At 74.5% G+C, this 16751-nt stretch carries 12 protein-coding genes; 5 read left to right on the top strand and 7 right to left on the bottom strand.

Features of this window, described 5'->3' with window-relative positions; genetic code table 11:
• Positions 1-46: 46 nt before the first annotated feature.
• The 3 genes from AB0B76_RS25015 to AB0B76_RS25005 all read left to right on the top strand — a co-directional run bounded on the left by AB0B76_RS25015 (position 47) and on the right by AB0B76_RS25005 (position 1819).
• Positions 47-649, top strand: coding sequence for a helix-turn-helix domain-containing protein (locus AB0B76_RS25015; RefSeq protein WP_360379500.1), 603 nt, complete (start codon positions 47-49; stop codon positions 647-649).
• Between the two features lie 20 nt (positions 650-669).
• Positions 670-1113 (top strand): DUF6153 family protein, encoded by a 444-nt coding sequence (locus tag AB0B76_RS25010; RefSeq protein ID WP_360379498.1) that lies wholly within the window; start codon positions 670-672, stop codon positions 1111-1113.
• 91 nt (positions 1114-1204) lie between these two features.
• A complete protein-coding gene (locus AB0B76_RS25005) occupies positions 1205-1819 on the top strand; it encodes a DUF305 domain-containing protein (protein WP_360379495.1) in 615 nt (204 codons plus the stop codon).
• A 52-nt stretch (positions 1820-1871) separates the two neighbouring features.
• On the opposite strand, the gene AB0B76_RS25000 is transcribed toward AB0B76_RS25005, so the two are convergent.
• Complete coding sequence (locus AB0B76_RS25000) at positions 1872-2627, bottom strand: methyltransferase domain-containing protein (RefSeq protein ID WP_360379493.1); 756 nt, start codon at positions 2625-2627, stop codon at positions 1872-1874.
• Positions 2628-2655: 28 nt separating this feature from the next.
• On the opposite strand from AB0B76_RS25000, the gene AB0B76_RS24995 reads away from it, so the two are divergent.
• Positions 2656-3087, top strand: coding sequence for a MerR family transcriptional regulator (locus AB0B76_RS24995; RefSeq protein ID WP_360379490.1), 432 nt, complete (start codon positions 2656-2658; stop codon positions 3085-3087).
• A 101-nt stretch (positions 3088-3188) separates the two neighbouring features.
• Here the strand turns inward: AB0B76_RS24995 and AB0B76_RS24990 are convergent, their stop codons facing one another.
• Positions 3189-4610, bottom strand: a complete 1422-nt coding sequence (locus tag AB0B76_RS24990) for an MFS transporter (RefSeq protein ID WP_360379487.1) — start codon at positions 4608-4610, stop codon at positions 3189-3191.
• A gap of 97 nt (positions 4611-4707) precedes the next feature.
• On the opposite strand from AB0B76_RS24990, the gene AB0B76_RS24985 reads away from it, so the two are divergent.
• Positions 4708-5394 (top strand): TetR/AcrR family transcriptional regulator, encoded by a 687-nt coding sequence (locus AB0B76_RS24985; protein WP_360379485.1) that lies wholly within the window; start codon positions 4708-4710, stop codon positions 5392-5394.
• Here AB0B76_RS24985 and AB0B76_RS24980 read toward each other — a convergent pair.
• From AB0B76_RS24980 to AB0B76_RS24960, 5 genes are all read right to left on the bottom strand, one after another.
• Positions 5375-5686, bottom strand: a complete 312-nt coding sequence (locus tag AB0B76_RS24980) for a hypothetical protein (protein ID WP_360379483.1) — start codon at positions 5684-5686, stop codon at positions 5375-5377. The genes AB0B76_RS24985 and AB0B76_RS24980 overlap by 20 nt on opposite strands.
• A gap of 120 nt (positions 5687-5806) precedes the next feature.
• Complete coding sequence (locus AB0B76_RS24975) at positions 5807-6238, bottom strand: hypothetical protein (RefSeq protein ID WP_360379481.1); 432 nt, start codon at positions 6236-6238, stop codon at positions 5807-5809.
• Between the two features lie 531 nt (positions 6239-6769).
• Entirely contained in the window at positions 6770-8512 is a 1743-nt protein-coding gene (locus AB0B76_RS24970; protein ID WP_360379478.1) for a hypothetical protein, read from the bottom strand.
• A complete protein-coding gene (locus tag AB0B76_RS24965) occupies positions 8505-13691 on the bottom strand; it encodes a hypothetical protein (protein ID WP_360379475.1) in 5187 nt (1728 codons plus the stop codon). The genes AB0B76_RS24970 and AB0B76_RS24965 overlap by 8 nt, the downstream gene beginning before the upstream one ends.
• Complete coding sequence (locus tag AB0B76_RS24960) at positions 13688-16750, bottom strand: hypothetical protein (protein ID WP_360379472.1); 3063 nt, start codon at positions 16748-16750, stop codon at positions 13688-13690. Before AB0B76_RS24960 ends, AB0B76_RS24965 begins: the two co-directional genes overlap by 4 nt.
• Position 16751: the final 1 nt, after the last annotated feature.

Genomic DNA, 16751 nt, shown 5'->3' with positions numbered 1-16751 from the left:
TTGCAAGACATACTGTCTCGTAGGCGGCGGAGTGTATGGTGAGGGAGTGCCGAGGCTGTGGAACGCGACGATCGACGAGCATCGCCGCACCGTGCATTCCGCGATCCTCGACGCCACGGCGGCGCTGGTCGCCGAGCACGGGCTGGCCGGGGTGACGATGTCGCAGATCGCCGCGCAGGCCGGGATCGGCCGGGCCACGCTGTACAAGTACTTCCCGGACGTCGAGGCGATCGTCGTGGCCTGGCACGAGCGGCAGGTCGGCGAGCACCTCGCGCAGCTGACCGCGGTCGCCGCGGAGCCGGCCGAGGCGGATGCGCGGCTGCGGGCGGTCCTGCTCACGCTCGCCGAGCTGACCGGAGGGCGGCATCAGCCCGCGACGGCCGGGCACGGCCCGGACCTGGCCGTGCCGCTGCACCGCGCCGAGCACCTGCACCGGGCCCGCCACCACCTGCACACCCTGCTGACCGACGTCATCGCCGCGGCAGCCCAGGCCGGGCACGTCCGCGCCGATGTGCCGGCCGCCGAATTGGCCACGTACAGCCTGCACGCCCTCGCCGCGGCCGCCGACCTGCCCGCCACCCGCCCGGCCCGCACCCGCCTGGTCGAGCTCACCCTCGCCGCGCTGCGACCGGCCGCTCGTACCTCGTGACGGCCGGTATCGTGGACGTCGTGGCCCACGGCAGCGCGCACCATCGGCATGGGCGGACGGCCCGGCTGGTGCTGCTGCTGACCACCCTGATCGGCCTGGCCGCCATGCACACCCTCGGCCACCACGGGCCGCACCTCGGAGCCGACCACCACCGCGGTCACCCCGCCGCCATGGCCCCAGACCCCGCGATCGCGGTGGCCGACGGCCTGATGTGCGCCGGTGACGGCTGCGGTGTCATCCTGACCGCCCCGATGAGCGGCGGTCACGGGCCGGGCGGCTGGGATGTCTGCGTCGCCGTACTTGTCGCGTTCGCCGTGCTCCTGCTCGCGGCCACCGTGCTGCGGGCCCGCCGGGCCGGCGCGACGGCGCACCGGGGCGGCCCGTCCAGCGCGGCGCGCCCGCGCGGCCCTCCGACCGGACGGGTCGGTCTCACCCTCGCCACGGTGTCGGTCCTGCGCACGTAGGACGCCCCGCACGGCCGCTGCCCGTCCGGGCCGCCGCCGTGCCGCCGCGTCCTGCGCAGACCCCGTCCGACACCGAAAGGTCAACACACCCATGACGCGCACCCTCGTGCGCCGAGCCACCCTGGCCGGCGCCACCCTCACCCTTGCGCTGCTCGTGGCCGCCTGCGGCGACCACGACGCGATGCCCGGCATGCAGCACGGCGGTGCCACCACCACGGCGGCCGGCAGTGCCTCGCCCGGTACCGCCGCGTTCAACGACGCCGACGCGATGTTCGCCCAGATGATGGTCCCGCACCACCAGCAGGCCGTGGAGATGGCCGACCTCGCCGACACCCGCGCCGCCGACCCCGAGGTGAAGACCCTCGCCAGGCAGATCAAGGCCGCGCAAGGTCCCGAGATCACGACCATGACCGGCTGGCTGTCCAGCTGGGGCAAGCCCGTCCCGGCGATGAGCGACATGTCGCACGGCGGCATGTCCGGCATGATGTCCGGCACCGACATGGCCAAGCTCAAAGCGGCCACCGGCAAAGACTTCGACCGGCAGTTCTGCACCATGATGATCGCCCACCACCAGGGCGCCATCGCCATGTCCCAGGACGAGCTCAGGAACGGCACCAACGCCGACGCCAAGGCCCTCGCCCAGCGGATCATCACGGCTCAGCAGGCCGAGATCGACACCATGAACAAGATCCTCGCCCGGCTGTAGTGCACCGCGACGCTGGACCGCCCAGGCCCGGGCGGCCCAGCGTCGCGAGCTGTCATGATCGGCGCGCGGAGGCGACGAACATCGGGATGGCGAGGAACATCCGACCGGTCTGGGCGCGGTGCTGCTGCTCGGCGGTCCATGCGTCGGCCTGTTCGCCGCTGATGGCGCCGGTGCTCTGCGCGGCGCGGCCGAGCCCGACCAGGATCGGCAGCATGGCGGCGTCGGTGAACACCGCGGTGTGCACCTCGACGGCGGGCTGGTCGAATCCGGCCGCCAGCAGCAGGTTGCGGTAGCGGCGGGCGGCCCACGGGCTTGGGATCGCGTCGGCGCGGGCGTGCACGATGGTCCGGGTCAGCGCCCGGTCGTCGGCGTCGATCACGAACGTGTCCCAGTCCTGGCCGATCAGCACGATCGAGCCGCCTGGGGTGAGGACCCGCCGGGCCTCGGCGAGAGCCTGGCCGGCATCGGTCAGTTCGTGGAAGACCTTGTCCGCGCGGTACCCGGCGACCGACGCGTCCGGGATCGGGAGCCGGCGGGCATCGCCCGATCGGAGGTCGAGGCCGGGCCGGCGCCGTCGGGCCTGCTCGATCATCTGCTCGCTGCGGTCCACCCCGATCGCCTGGAACCCGCGGTCGGCGAGCTCGGCCACCGCCCGGCCGGTGCCGCAGCCCACGTCGGCCACCGTCCCGCCCGGGGGGAGCGCGAGCAGGTCGTAGCTGCGCTCCCGGAGGGCGGCGGCGCCGGGCAGCGCGTCAGCGGCGTCGAGGAGCCGGATCAGCGCGTCGACGGTGTTGCTCGTCGTTGACATGCCCACCACCCTGCGACTTAATGTCGGCATGAAGTCAACCGGCGGGCCGGCGTCGATGGGTATCGGCGAGATCGCCGCACGTTTCGGCCTGGCCACGCATGTGCTGCGGCACTGGGAGTCCGTCGGGCTGCTGTCGCCGCCGCGGGCGGTGGCCGGCCGCCGGCGCTACGGTGCGGACCACCTGTACCGGATCGCGGTCATCCTGCGGGCGAAGGAGGCCGGGTTCGGCCTGGACGACATCCGCGCGATGATCGCCGCCCCGAGCCCGGCGCAGCGCACGGAGGTCCTGCGCCGGCACCGGGCCGACCTGGCGCGGCGCATCGCCCAGGCGCAGGCGTCCCTCGAGCTCATCGACTGCGCGCTGACCTGCGACCACGACGACCTCACCAGCTGCCCGCACTTCCAGGCCATGGTGGCCGACCGGATCGGCATCGGGGCGCCGGTGCACATGCCGTTCTGACCGGCCGTCGGGCCGTCGATCGTCCTTACCGCCGGCCGCATGCTGCGCGGGCCGGCGCAGCATGCGGATCCCGCTGGCATTGCGGTGGCAGGGCGGCCCGGTCAGTGCATGTGGCGGACGGCGCCCACCGGTGGCCGACCGGCCGGGATCAGCACCGCGGCGACGGCCGCGGCGATCACGCCGAGGATGACGATGAAGAGCAGTCCGCGGGTGAAGCCGGTGCTGGTCGGGTCGGCGCCGAGGCCGGCGGCGGCGAGGCTGGACACGACGGCGACACCGATCGCGGCGCCGAGCTCGTGGAAGGTGTTCACGGCCCCGGAGGCGACGCCGGCCTGCTGGGGGTCGACGTGGGCCAGGGCGGTGGAGGTCGCCGCGACGAACGTCGCGCCGAGACCGGCGGCGAGGACCGCGAGGCCGATGATCAGGCCGGGTGCGCTCAGCCAGGCGGTGGCGACGGCGGCGCCTGCCGCCGCGACACCGAGCCCGCCGGCCGCGGCCGCCCGGCCGCCGGCGTGACCGAGGATGCGACTGCCGAGATGGGCGCCGGCGATCGTCATCACCGCCGTCGGCAGGAACGCCAGGCCGGTGGCGAGGGCGGTGAAGCCGCGTACGTGCTGCAGCCAGAACGAGCCGAGGAAGAGGCCGCCGACCAGCAGAGCGGTGGCCACCAGCATGAGGAACGCGCCGGCCGCCATCGGCCGCCGGGTGAGCAGCCGCGGGTCGAGCAGTGGCTGGCGGCGGCCGCGCTCCAGCAGCAGGAACCCGGCGGTGAGGACGACGGCCGCGGCGAGCGGGACCAGGGTGCGCACGCCGCTCCAGCCGTCGTCGCCGGCGGTGGTGAACCCGTAGATGGCGGCCCCGGTCGCGGCGGTGATCAGCGTGGCGCCGGGCAGGTCGAGCCGCTCACGGCGACGGCTGGCCGGCCACGCCCGGGTCAGCAGCGGCAGCGCGGCGAGGACGGCCACGCCGACGGGGACGTTGATGAGGAAGATCCACCGCCAGCCGGGGCCGGCGGTGAGCGCCCCGCCCAAGAGCACGCCGACGGCTGAGCCGGTACCGCCGAGGGCGGCCCACACACCGAGGGCCTTGTTGCGCGCACCGCCGGTGAAGGTCGTGGTGACGATCGACAGGGCGGCGGGCGACAGGATCGCGGCGCCGACCCCTTGCAGCGCCCGGCCGGCGATCAAGGTGGTGGCGGTGTGCGCTGCGCCGCTGAGCGCGGAGGCGGCGATGAAGATCGCCAGGCCGGCCAGCACGGTGCGGCGCGCGCCGAGCAGGTCGGCGAGCCGCCCGCCCAGCAGCATCAGCCCGCCGAAGCACAGCGTGTACGCGGTGAGGGCCCAGGTCAGGGCGATGCGGCCCAGGTGCAGGTCGGCGCTGATGTGGGGCAGCGCGACGTTCACCACGGTGATGTCCAGGATCAGCATGAACTGCCCGGCGCCGAGCAGCCCGAGGACCAGCCAGCGCCGCGGTGGGGGTGTCTCGGCCATCGCGGGTGTCGGTGCAGCGGTGGGTGCGGTCACGCCATCCTCCTAAGTCAAGCAATGCGGTACGAGTTATGAGGAAGCGTAACTCGTATATGCTCGTCTGAGTTAGTGCGGATGAGGCGGGGGTGGTGTGATGTCGGCAGCACCGGCGGCGGGGCGGCGGCGGGCCGACGCGCAGCGGAACATCGATGCGATCCTGGACGCCGGACTGGCCTGTCTGAGCCGTGACCGGCAGGCGAGCCTGGCGGACATCGCGGCGGCGGCCGGCGTCGGCCGGATGACCCTCTACGGGCATTTCCGCACCCGGGCTGACCTTGTCGAGGGGGTACTGGCCCGGTTGCTGGCGCAGTGCGACGAGGTGCTCGGCCGGGTCGAGCTCGACGCCGAGCCGGCGACCGCGCTCGGGGAGCTGATCGGCTCGGCGTGGCAGCTGGTGCACCAGTTCCACGCGGTGAAGTCGGCCGCGGCGACCGAGCTGGGCGAAGAGCGCCTCCGGGCCCACCACGACCAGCCGATGGCCCGGGTCCGGCAACTGCTCGAACGGGGCCGCGACACCGGCGCGTTCCGCCGGGACCTGCCGGTCAGCTGGCTCGTGACGGTGTTCTACAGCATCGTGCACGCCGCCGCCGACGAGTGCGCCGCCGGACGGCTCGACCCGGCGCAGGCCCCGCGCGTCATCACCGCCACCGTGCTCGCCGCGGCCGCCCCGCCACCGGACCCGGGCGGCGCGCGGCGCGGAAAGTGGCCCACGACCGAGGGTATGCCCAGCTTCGTCACGCTCGCGCGGAACACCTGGAACGTCACGCCACCTTCTCGATGAGCGCGGCGACCAGGTCACGCACCTCGGGCACGCCGGCCAGCCCGCCGGCCGTGGGATACACGCGGCAGGTCAGCGCGCCCGTGGCGGGTGGGGCGTCGAACAAGTCGACGCCGTCCACTGTGAACGTCGGTGACCCCGCGAAACCGGCAGCGGCCGCGTCGGCCTCGGTCTCCACCGCCCGCAGCTGTACCTGTGCATCGCCGCGGCCGATCTCGTCCAGCGCCTCCCGCATCCGGTGCTCGGCGAGCCGCCAGTTCGGGCAGTCCCCGAAGTACCACACGCTGACCTGCATGCATCCGATCGTGCCCCTCGCCACCGAACTCATCAACAGCGGCGCGCTCAGCACCGGACCGCCCACTTCGTGCAGTGCTGGACCTGCGGCCTCGACCGGATCGGCCGGGTGGCACGAAGGTCACGGGTGCAGCGCGGCGTAGGCGACCAGGGACGGGCCGGCGGCGGAGTTGATCGTCGGGTGGGCGATCTGCGGCGTCGCCCAGCGGTTGGCGTCCACCCGGCTGGACCACCAGACCCGCTGGTCGGAGCCCGCGCCCTTCCAGGCCAGGACCAGTGTCCCGTCGAAGTGGGCGAGGCCCGGGCCGTGGCTCGTCAGGACGGCGCCGTCGATCGGGTCCACGGTGTGCGGGGTGGACCAGCGGCCGCCGGGCTCCCACTCGGAGAACCACAGGCGCGGGTCGTTGTTGGCCACGCCCTTCCAGGCCATGGCCAGGCCGCGACCCGTCACCGCCAGGGCCGGGACGTCGCTGGTGTTGGCGCCGCCGTCCACGAGCGGCAGCGGCTCGGGGGCGGACCAGGACGAGGTGCCCAGCTGGTGCTCGGACCACATGATCCGCTCGGTGCCGGACTGCTTCCAGGCGCAGAGGCCGTGCCGTGCAGGACGGCCAGGGCGGGCGCTCGGTCGGTGAAGCCGCCGACGGGGCCCGGCGACGTCCAGTTGCCGGGGCCGCCGGTCGCGTACTCCAGCGCGCCGGCCGCGCTCCAGGCCAGGATGGCGGAATCGCCGTCCATGGCGATGGCCGGGCGGCCGGCGAACTGGGTCGCCTCGCCGCCGGTGGAGGACAGCTCGTCGCCGAAGGCGGTTCGGCCGACGCGGATGCGGCCCTGCTGGTCGACCCTGGTCAGCAGGCGCGCCCGGTCGGCGAAGCTCGCGGCCACCGGGGCGAAGGCGCTCGCCGCGGCCCTGGTCTCAACGGCGCCCCACCCAGGCGCCGTTGCGGGACAAGCTGCTGTTCCTGAGCCGCTCGTCACCTTCGACGCCCCGCCAGTTGAGCCACAACGTGTTGTCGGTCATGACGTACGGATGCGCTACGTCGTCGCTTGATACGGCCGGGCCGAAGGGCCGCCCGGCGAGCCGGGCTCAGCCGGTCGGCGTGATGATGTCGTAGGCGAGCCCGCTGGAGCCCTCGCCGCGGCCGGTGCCCCGGCGGGTGCCGAGCCACACGGTGACGCTCCCGTCCGCGGACCTGGTGCGGCGGAACGCCAGTGCCAGGGTGGTGCCCGTCGGCGGTACCTCCTCCTCGTTGACGAAGTACGCCTGGGGAAGTCCTTCGCGCAGCAGTGCGGTGTGGGGTCGTACCGGGGCGCCGTCGACCGGGCTGGGCAGGGCGGCGCGCTGCAGCTGTACCGAGCGGGAGTCGTCCGGCACGTGGGCGGCGATGAACGGGATCCAGTGCGCCGGCACGTCGTTCATCGCCGTGTAGGCGATGGCGGCGTGCGGCTCGTCGGGCGGCGCGGCCGGGTGCAGGCGCCGCTGCTGGGCCAGGAGTTCGGCGGCGATCTCGTCGCCGCGGCGGGGGTCTCCCGTGGGGGTGCTGATCGTGCGTTCGACGCCCCACACGAGGTTGGCCTGTTCGTCGCGGATGAGTGACACGTCCTCCAGGGCGGGGCCGGTGGCGATCTGCGGGGCGTGGGCGGGCAGCAGGAGCCGGGTGTCGGCCGCGTCGGTGGCCTGCAGCGTGTCGAGGGTGTACATGGACCAGCGCTGCCAGTCGTTCTCGACGCCCGCCCCGGCCGGGGTGATCCACTGGCGCTGGCCGAACACGTCGGTCACGGCCAGGCCCTGGATGTTCGCGAGGGTGCCGGCCGGCAGGTCGCACGGCAGCAGGTACCAGCTGTTGCTGAACACCAGCGCGAACTCGAGGAACACGAGCCGGATCAGGTCGGTGCTGTCGGGCTGGACGGCGGCGAAGTTGGTGGTGCCGTCCTCGATCGCCCACCAGCGCGGCAGCGGCATGCCGGAGAATCGGACCGGGGCCGGCAGCACGGTGCGGTTCACGGTCGCCGTGGTGGCGGCCGTCGCGGCCGGGGCGCCGGTGTCGACCGAGAAGGTGTGCCAGTCCAGGGAGCCGCCCGGGTACTCGGGGGCGGTCAGCGTGGTGCCGCCGGCGTCGACCGAGAAGTGGTGCTCCAGGCGCCGGGGGTCCCATGTGGACGGTCCGGTGGGCTGGTCGATCAGCCCGTTGAACCACGTGACGAGCCGGGTGCCGAGCGCGTCCAGCTGGGCGCGGAACAGCGTGCTGCCGGGGATGCCGTCGTACGCGTGGCCGCCGTTGACCAGGTGCCGGTAGAGGGCGAAACCGTCCATCCGGCGCCCCGACACGGCCTGCAGCTGGGCCCACACCTCGGGGTGGGCGGTGCGGGGCGTGTCGGCGTCGGCCGCCGGGTCGGGTGCGGCGATCGGGTACTCGTCGACGTACTTGTCGCGGAACAGCCGCAGCAGCACGGAGCTGCCGAGCAGCTTGAGCCAGCGGCGTCCGATCGCCAGTCGCAGGTCGTAGGCGACGGGGTCGGGGCCGCGCTCCATCGGGACCGTCCGGCGCTCGGCCGCGGCCTCGATCGGCTGCTTGGCGGGCGCGGACACGTTTGCGGTACCGATGGAATAAAAGGCGGTCACGGGGGAGCCCGCGTCGCTGCCGCGGAACTCGCCCAGTTGCCACTGGCGGGTGAGCATCCACAGTGGATCGCGGAGCTCGGCGCGCAGGGCGCGGTCGAAGTCGGTCGTGCGGGGCCGGCCCTCGAGGCGGTTCCAGCGGCCGATCGTCGGGAAGGCGCGGGTGGCCAGCGCGGCCGGGAGGTCGTCGATGCGCGTGGGTTCAGTCACTGGTCTTCCACCGGAGGTTGGCGATCGCGAGATCGGTGCTGATGGTGATCGGCTGGGCCGCCGCGGACAGGAGCGTCGCCGGGAGGAACTGGGCGTACGCGGTGGTGTCGAGGTGCTGGGGTTCGACGGCGCGCAGCGGTACGAGGTCGTAGGTCTCGTTTATCGCGGCGACGATGTCGTCGGTCTTCCAGGTGCCCGTGCGGGCCGGCGGCACGACCAGCAGCATCGCCTGGGGCGGCTCGGAGTCGGGCCGGTCCAGCTCCAGCGCGATGCCGGTGGTCTCCTGGGCGGCCGGGACGACCTCGGTCCACTCGTCGAGCAGCAGGCCGCAGCGCTGGTGCTGGCTCGACGGCGGGTCGTTGCCCGCGTAGTGGGCGGTGAACAGCAGCCGGTCCTCGGTGATCGCCGCGCCGGCCGCGAACTCGAGGCCGAGCCAATGGTCGTGCGGCTGGTACGGCAGCTGGATCGGCTCCAGCTCCGGGTCGTTCGCGTTGAACGGGTCGCCGAGCAGGCCACCCCGGTCGCGCAGCGCGTCGCTCAGCAGCGTCACGCGTTCCCACGACCGCAACGGCTCCCGGACCCGGGCCACGCCGTGCAGCCAGTCGTCGACCGGGAAGTCGCGCCCGGCCGCGGTGAGGTGCTGCACGAGCTGGTCGCTGTCGTTGCGGGCGTTGTGCAGGTCCCGCGCGAGCTGGTCGGTCGCGGTGAACTCGGGCACCGCGAGGGCGTCCGGGCCGAGCAGGGCCTTGAGTGCGGCGAGGCCGGCGGCGACCTTGTCGGGGGCGGTGACGGCCTGGTCGTACTGGGCGAGCGCGGCGTCGGCGGCGGTGAGCCGCCCGGTGATGTCGGCCTGGAGCGCCTGGGCGCGGCTGAGCAGTTCGGCGGCGAACGCGGTGACCCGGTCCCGCAGCGGGGTGAGGTCGAGGCCGGTCGCGTCGAAGTCGGTCAGCGGCAGGAGTTTGCCGACGTCGTCGAGCAGCGCGGCGAGGGTGTTGTCGTGGGTGCCGGCGATGCCCTGCAGCGCGTTGAGGCGGTTGGCGAACTTGTCCCGGGAGCTGCGCACGCTGCCGCGCAGCGTGGCCGGCTTGGGCGGGCGGGGGCTGGTCGGCATGGTCTTGATCAGCCGCTCGGCCTGCTGGAGGAGCTGGAAGCGGGCCTCGTCGGTGGCCGAGTTGGGCAGCGCCGCCTCCTGCGCGATGAGCGCGTTGGCCGTGGAGAGGTGCCCGGCCATCCGCGCGGCGGTGGCGGCGACGGCGGTGAGGACGTCGGTGAACACGCCGCGCCGCCAGGCGAGCAGCTCACCCCAGCCGCTGCGGACCAGCCCGAAGCCGCCGCCGGTGACGACGAGCTCCGCGTACCGGCGCAGGAACGTGTCGATGGCGGCGATCCGGGAGGCCGGTTGGGCCTGGGTGAGGTCATGGATGTAGTCGGCCACCTCGTCGCCGAGGTCGTCGAGGCTCTTGCGCACGGCCGCCGGTCGTTCGCGGCGCAGCGTGACGGCGTCGTCCGCGGTGCGGTCGACGTCGGCGGTGCCGGCGGCCGGCACGAGGTCGGTCGGGGCCAGCGGCCGTCCGGTGGTGACCAGGGTGCGCAGCGACGCCACCAGCGGCGACAGCTCGAAGAAGGTCACCTTGCCGGAGATTTTGGTGGTGTACCGGATGGTGAGCTCGGCATCCGGGCGGGGCTGGTCGCGGGCGAACACCACGCCGAGGATCCGGTCGTCGAGGTCGGTCATCGCCGCCTCCCCGGCCGGGCGCACGGCCCACAGCAGGTCCAGCGGCTCGAGCCCGGCGTCGTCCTGGGTGACCACACGGCTGCGGGCGTTGCCGGAGACGGGGTCGGTCCACGTCACCGTCGCGGCCACGTCGTCGTCGTCGGGCAGCAGGTCGGCCAGCCAGTCGTTGACGGCCGGCTCGGCCTGCACGCGCGGGGTACCGTTGCCCGGCACGCCGAGGCCCGGGTTGAACACCACGCCGAACCGGTGGGTCAGCGTGACGCCGCTGCGCGGACTGCGGACCACGGTCGGGTCGGTCGGGAAGCCCTCCTTGGCGAACGTGTCGAGCGTGGTGGTGGCCCGCTCCGGGTTGCCGGAGATGGCCTGGTGCGTGCTCTCGGCGACGGCCAGGTCGGCGACCGCGTCGTGCAGGTCCAGCAGCCGGTCGAGCTCCTTGTGCAGCGCGTCCAGCTGGGCCGGGCTCGCCGGGGGCAGGCCCTTGGCGCCGAACGGGTACTCGGTCGCGTCGGTGCGCGTGACCACGCGGACGAGGGCCAGCCCGTCGATGACGTTGCGCGCCTCGACCAGCTCGGCCGGCGTCCCGGGCTCGGCGGTCGACAGCTTCCCGGCGCGCAGCGGGAACGCGCCGCGCAGCCCGTCGATGATCGTGTCCAGCTCGGCCTCGCCGAACCGGTCGTGCAGGCCACGCTCGAAGCGGTACCCGAGGATCGCGCCGAGGGCCTGGCCCTGCCGCATCCCGTCGAGCACGCTCAGCGCCTGGCGGACCCGCTCCGAGCTCAGGTTCACCGCGAACGCGTCGCGGTTGTCCGGCGAGGCGTTGGCCAGATACCCGGCCCGCAGGACCGCCGCGGTGGTGGCCTGCGCGGGCGACGGCGCGTGGACGAAGCCGCCTCCGGTCGGGTCCTGGACGAGCGGGGTCGAGCCGGGCGGCGTGAACAGCTGGGCGAGCGGGCCCGTCAGGTGCACCGGCTGACGGTGGTCGGGCGGCTGCGGGTGTACGTTCTCGAGCCAGCCGTACGCGCCGAGATGGACCCCGCGCAGCTTGCCGCCGGTGCCGTAGCGCAGCTCGGCGAGGCGCTCGTTGGCCAGCCCGAGCCGCCAGGCGTCGTAGCGGTAGGTGGCGGTGTCGAGGTGCTCGACGAGCACCCGTTCGAGCCGCGCGGTCGCGGCGTTCTCCAGCAGGCCGAGCGCCTGCACCTGCTCGGCGAGCTGGGCCGTGGGCGGCTGCCCGGCGGCCAGCGCGACCGGCACGAAGTCGACCACGCGCTGGTCGGCGTTGCCGGTGATGACCGGGTCGGGGGAGTACAGCTGCCGGAACCGGCTCTCCGAACCGGTCGCGGTGGCGACGTGCACGAACGGCGGGTCGGCCGGGTCGGGCACCTGCGGGCTGCCGGCCGCGATCGCGAGGCGGCGGCCGGCGTCCTCCCAGCCGAGCAGGACGGCGTGGCGCAGCAGCAGGTACAGCAGTGCGGCGGGCGGCCGGTCCCGCAGGAAGCCGGTCTCCAGCCGGATCGGCTCCAGGTGCGTGCCGGCCAGGCCGGCCAGCCAGGCCAGGTAGTTGCGGTGGTCCGTGGTGTACTCGCGGACCGGGTCGGTCTCCGACAGCGGCCGGTCGTCGACCAGCGGCGCCAGGATCGGCTGCTGCGCATCGGCGAACAGCCGCCGGATCAGGTCGGGGTCGGGGCCGGCGGCGCCGAGGCGGGTCAGCAGGGCGCGGACCGGCTGCGGCATCTGGAGGGCGTCGAGCGCGGGCAGCACCGCCGGCCCGAGGCCGCCGAGGTTCTCCCGGTTGTAGACCTCCTCGACGCTGCGCGCGTAGCGCTGGTAGAACTCGGCCGAGGTCGGGTGCAGCGCGAGGATGTCCAGCAGGACCTGGTGCGGGTCGCCCGCGTTCGCCGGGTCGTCCGGCCGGGGCAGGCGCCCGACGTGCGCCGACGCGGCCTGCCAGTCGGCCCCGATCGCGGTGAGCACCTGGTGCAGCCGCCGCCGGTGGGCCTGCGCGTCCGGCCACACGAGCCGGGAGAACGCGGTGGTGGGCAGGATCCCGTACGGCTGCCGCCCGATCTGCACCGCCGGCACCGGGCCGCGCCCGGACACGTAGCGGGTGAAGAACTCGCGGGTCTGGTCGATCGCGGCCGGGCCCAGCAGCGGGTGCAGCGTCGACTGCAGGTACGCGCCCCAGGTGGCCGGCCACAGCGCGACGTTTGCCGCGCGCGCGTCGCGCTGGTCGGTGTTCTGCTGGTTCGGCGCGCCCGCGACGGCGGCCGGGTCGACGCCGACCAGCTCGGCGAACCACTGCCCGTCGGTCTTGGTGAGCCAGTCGGCCGGGGCCGCGGCGGCGGCCTGGGTCGCCGCCACCGGCCCGGTGTCGTCGGCCCCGGCCGGGGCCTGCTCGGTGTTGTTTGTCGCGGTGCCCTGCGGCACGAACGCGAACCCGGCGGGGCTGCGCGACTGCCTGGTGTACAGGTCGGCCAGGTCGGTCGCGGTCTGCTCCGGGGTCTTCTGCTGGCGCAGCCCGAGCACGACGAGGCGGTCCAGGCCATGGCGGATCTGGTCGGTGAGCGGGATGCGCACCCCCATGCCGACCGCGACCGCCTGATCGAAGTCGGTCATCCAGCGCAGCTCCGGCGGCACGTGCAGGGCCCCGGTCGCCGGGTCGACCGACAGCTGGTCGGTGGCGCCCGGGTTGGGGCTCACGGCGAGCGTGGCCGGCACCGTGGCGCCGGTGACCGACACGACCTGTTGCCCGCCGAGGTACCCGAGCACGGTGAACCGGTCCGGCAGCAGGCGCGCCAGGGCCGCCTGGGTCCAGGACTGCGGGGCGAGGCCGCTGGCCGGAACCGGCGGCAGGACGAGGAACGAGACCAGCACGTCGTCGCCGTGGTCGTTGGGGTCCGCCGGGTTGACCCGGACGACCGTGGCCGCGTCGATGCCGGCCGGGCGGCGCCCCCGGATGGTGGCGGCCCGGGTCGCGCCGACCGCGGTCTGCAGCGCGATGTCGGCCTGGCGCAGCCGGATCCGGTCGCCGTGGGCGCGCCACACCGCCGTCCAGTACGTGATACTGGGCGCGCGGTCGGCGGTCGCCACCGCCGCCGGCGTGACGACGGTCAGCACCGTGGTGGTGGCGGGCACGCCGGCGGGCTGGTCGGCCGGGTTCGCCGGGACGCGGGTCTGCAGCAGCCACGTCGCCCGGCCGGCCGGCACGCGCGTGGCGAGCTGGTCGAACGCGGCCTGCAGTGCGGCCGGGTTGCCGCCCGAGCGCCAGACGCCGGTCCAGTAGGTGTCCACGGCGCCCACCTCGGCCGCGGTCGGCAGCGGTTCGAACTTGTCCACCGACCAGTCGTCCGGGAAGACCCGGACCAGCAGGTCGGTGGCGGTGAACCGGGTCTCGATCCGTACCGGGCCGAGCAGCACCGGGTACGCGTCGCTGAGCGGGGTCGTCACGGGAGCATCTCCTCGGCGTGCACCGCCATGAGTACCGGTGCCTGGAACAGGATGTAGGCGAGATCGGCCGAGCTGAGCCCGGCGTGCCACAGCGGCAGGGCCAGGTCCTCGGCGTGCTGGTCTTCCTTCTCGGCGTCGTCGACCGGGTTGTCGAACTCCTGGAGCACGACCGGGGTCGTGTTCACGTCGAGGCGGATGAACCCGGTGCCGGCGGGGTCGACGGCGGGCCAGGACAGGTCGTTCCACACCTCGACCGGGCCGTCGGGGTCGAGGTCGAGGCCGAAGCGCGGGTCGCCCGGGCGCTCCTTGATGACGAAGAACCAGCCCTCGTCGCCGCCGGTACCGCGGGCCTGCTCGGCGGTGAGGTCGAAGCCGAGCAGGTACACGTCGGGATCGATCTTTGCCTCGTAGAGCGGCAGCCGGATCTCGTCCGGGGTCGGGTGCGCCGGGTCGAGCGGCTCGACGAGCACGCGTTCGAGCCCGGCGCCGACCGAGCGGGCCTTCTGCGCGTAGATCGCGGCCGTCGGGTACTTCTTGAGCAGGTCCCCGCGCAGCACGAGGACGAGGTCCTCCTGCACGCGGTTCTCGTTCTCGCCCAGTTTGGCGGTCGGCGGCCACTGGTCGAGCGGGCGGATGTCGTAGAGCCGCTCCTGCCGCTCGGCCGGCGTCTCGTCGGGCCGGGCCGGGGCGGTGCGCGGGTCCCAGAACTGCCGGAACGGGGTGCCCCGCTGGTCGGTCGGGTACTCGCGCCAGAGCAGTTCCCGGGCCATCTCGGAGTTGAGCCCGACCATGAACGCCTCGATGAACTCGCGGTTGGTCTCCAGGAGGGTGACCGTATTCGGCGGCAGCAGCTCGAGGTTGGGCACGAAGACGTCCACGGACTGGTCCAGCAGCGTCCGGTACATCGGCAGGTCGATCACCGGATAGGCCATCGCCTCCACGAACCGCTCGGCGAACGGCTGCAGCCGCTCGGGCAGGCGGACCGCGGTGAGCAGGCTCCGCGGCACGGTCCGGTCGGCGCTGAGCCCGTCGAGCACCGCGGTCGTGGCCGTCGCGACCTGCAGCGGGTCGCGCTGGTCGGTCCGCGCGGCGAGCTCGGCCGCGGCGGTGGCGCGGGCGGCGTCGGCGAGCGCGGCCTTGAACCGGATCGCGTCGGCGCTGTCCGGGCCGCCCGGGGCCGGTACGCGGGGGTCGCCGATTGTGGTGATGACGAAGTCACTGCTGGTCGGCAGCGGATCGGGCAGCCCGGCCGGGTGCAGGCGGGCGTCGAGGTCCTCGGCGACCACGAGGGCGCCCGGCCGGCGCTTGGGCGGGGCCGCGGTGAGCGGGTCGTCGGCGTCGTCGAGCCGGGGGACCAGCGCGTCGAGCGGTGCGGCGGCGGGGAACGTCAGCCCGCGCACGAGCCGGGAGCCGGGCCGCACGATGCGCCGCATCGCGGGGGAGACGGGTGCCGGGCCGACCCGGCTGGTGGCGACCCGGAACCCGACCGCGACGTCCTCGACGGCCGAGGCGACGAGGCCCAGCCCGTCGCGGAGGCGCGGGCCGCCGACGACGGTCGCCTGGGTCACGCGGGCGTGGGCCGGGGCGGTCAGGGTGAGGGCGCGGCCCGACGGCGCGGCCGCGGCGAGCCGGCCGAGGGCGGCCGGGGCCGGGGCCGGCGTGAGGTGGCGCAGCTGGAGCCGGTGGCCGACCTCGCGGGCCAGCTGGGCCGCGCGGATGCGGCTGTTGGCGACGAGGACGTCGCCGATCTGGGCCCAGGCGGCCGCCATGAACTCCTCCTGGCGGTCCTGCACGACGCGCGTGCCGAAGCTCGCGGCGACCCGGAAGCGCGGGTCGAGGTTGAGCCGGTGCACCCAGTTGCGGTCGTTGCCGACCGGCGTGGTGTGGTCGCGCTCCACGAGCAGCCGTGCGGTGAACGCGGGCCAGCGGCCGTAGATGGGTGGCGTGAGGATCGGGTCGACCGGCGCGGCCGGGGTCACGAGGGCGTCGTCGGACTGGTTGATGAGCGCGGCCAGGGCCCGCTGGAACGGGTGCGGGTACGGCTCGTCCCAGGTGTCGAACGCGTCCGGCGCGCGGTCGGGCACCTGCAGGGCGCCGCCGAGGCGCAGCACCCCGCCGATGGCGGCCGGGGTGACGATGCCCGGCAGGCCGAGCCCGGCCGAGCGGTGCACGTCGATGTCGCGGCGGCCGACCCGCTCGTCCGGTTTGCGGGGCTGCAGCAGGCGCACGAGCGACTCGAAGTCGCCGCCGTCGCCGGTGGTGAAGTACCAGCGGTGGTAGTACGGCAGCGTGCCGGGCAGCTGCTGGCCGGTGTAGGGCACGGCCCACGCCGGGTGCAGCGCGGCCGGGGTGGCCGCCGGGTCGAGGCCCAGCCCGGCGAGGCGGCCGCTCTCGAACGCGGGCACCAGGAACGCGTGGTAGCCGGTGCCGGGCTCGAGCCGCCGGGGGCACATGATGCGGGAGCACGCGTTGTCGGCGTTCGCCGCGAGGACGGCCTGCAGCGCCGGCAGGGCGACGCCCATGTCGGACGACACGACCTGGCCCGCCAGGTCGCCGTTGACGTGCACGTGGGCCCAGGCGCCGAGCTGGTCCGGCGGCTGCAGCGCGGTCGCGTCGGTGACGGTGACGAACGGCAGCGGCCGGTCGGGGCTGACCCCGTCGGTGAACTCGCCGTCCTCGCCGTCGCGCCCGGCGGCCAGCACGACCAGCGCGAGCCACGGCGCCGTGCGGCCGGTGGTGCCGTCCGGCGGCGCCGGGCTGTACCGCCACGGGAAGTCCTCGTCGTAGAACTCGATGTGCGCCAGGTAGTTCGGCTCGGCGTTCGTCACCCAGGCGCGCGGCTCGTGGCGGCTGACCGCCCGGGTGTCGACGCCGACCACGTCACCGGGCCCGTAGAGCTGCACCTGCTGCTCGACGTCGCGGGTGACGACGCCGGCGTCGGTGTCGGCGCTGAGCCGCAGCTGCACCGCGACGGAGGCCCGGGCGGCGCTGCCCGGCGGGGTCAGGATGTGCGTGGCCAGCCCGGTGCGCAGCCACGGCAGGAAGGAGTACGCGTTCACG

This window comes from Dactylosporangium sp. NPDC049140, assembly GCF_040648435.1.
This window is presented reverse-complemented; position numbering and strand designations above follow the sequence as displayed.

Bases quoted from the DNA above. Each gene is read 5' to 3' on its own strand.
- AB0B76_RS24995 (WP_360379490.1), top strand. From the start codon at position 2,656: ATGAAGTCAACCGGCGGGCCGGCGTCGATGGGTATCGGCGAGATCGCC.
- AB0B76_RS25005 (WP_360379495.1), top strand. From the start codon at position 1,205: ATGACGCGCACCCTCGTGCGCCGAGCCACCCTGGCCGGCGCCACCCTC.
- AB0B76_RS25000 (WP_360379493.1), bottom strand. From the start codon at position 2,627: ATGTCAACGACGAGCAACACCGTCGACGCGCTGATCCGGCTCCTCGAC.
- AB0B76_RS24985 (WP_360379485.1), top strand. From the start codon at position 4,708: ATGTCGGCAGCACCGGCGGCGGGGCGGCGGCGGGCCGACGCGCAGCGG.
- AB0B76_RS24980 (WP_360379483.1), bottom strand. From the start codon at position 5,686: ATGCAGGTCAGCGTGTGGTACTTCGGGGACTGCCCGAACTGGCGGCTC.
- AB0B76_RS24975 (WP_360379481.1), bottom strand. From the start codon at position 6,238: ATGTGGTCCGAGCACCAGCTGGGCACCTCGTCCTGGTCCGCCCCCGAG.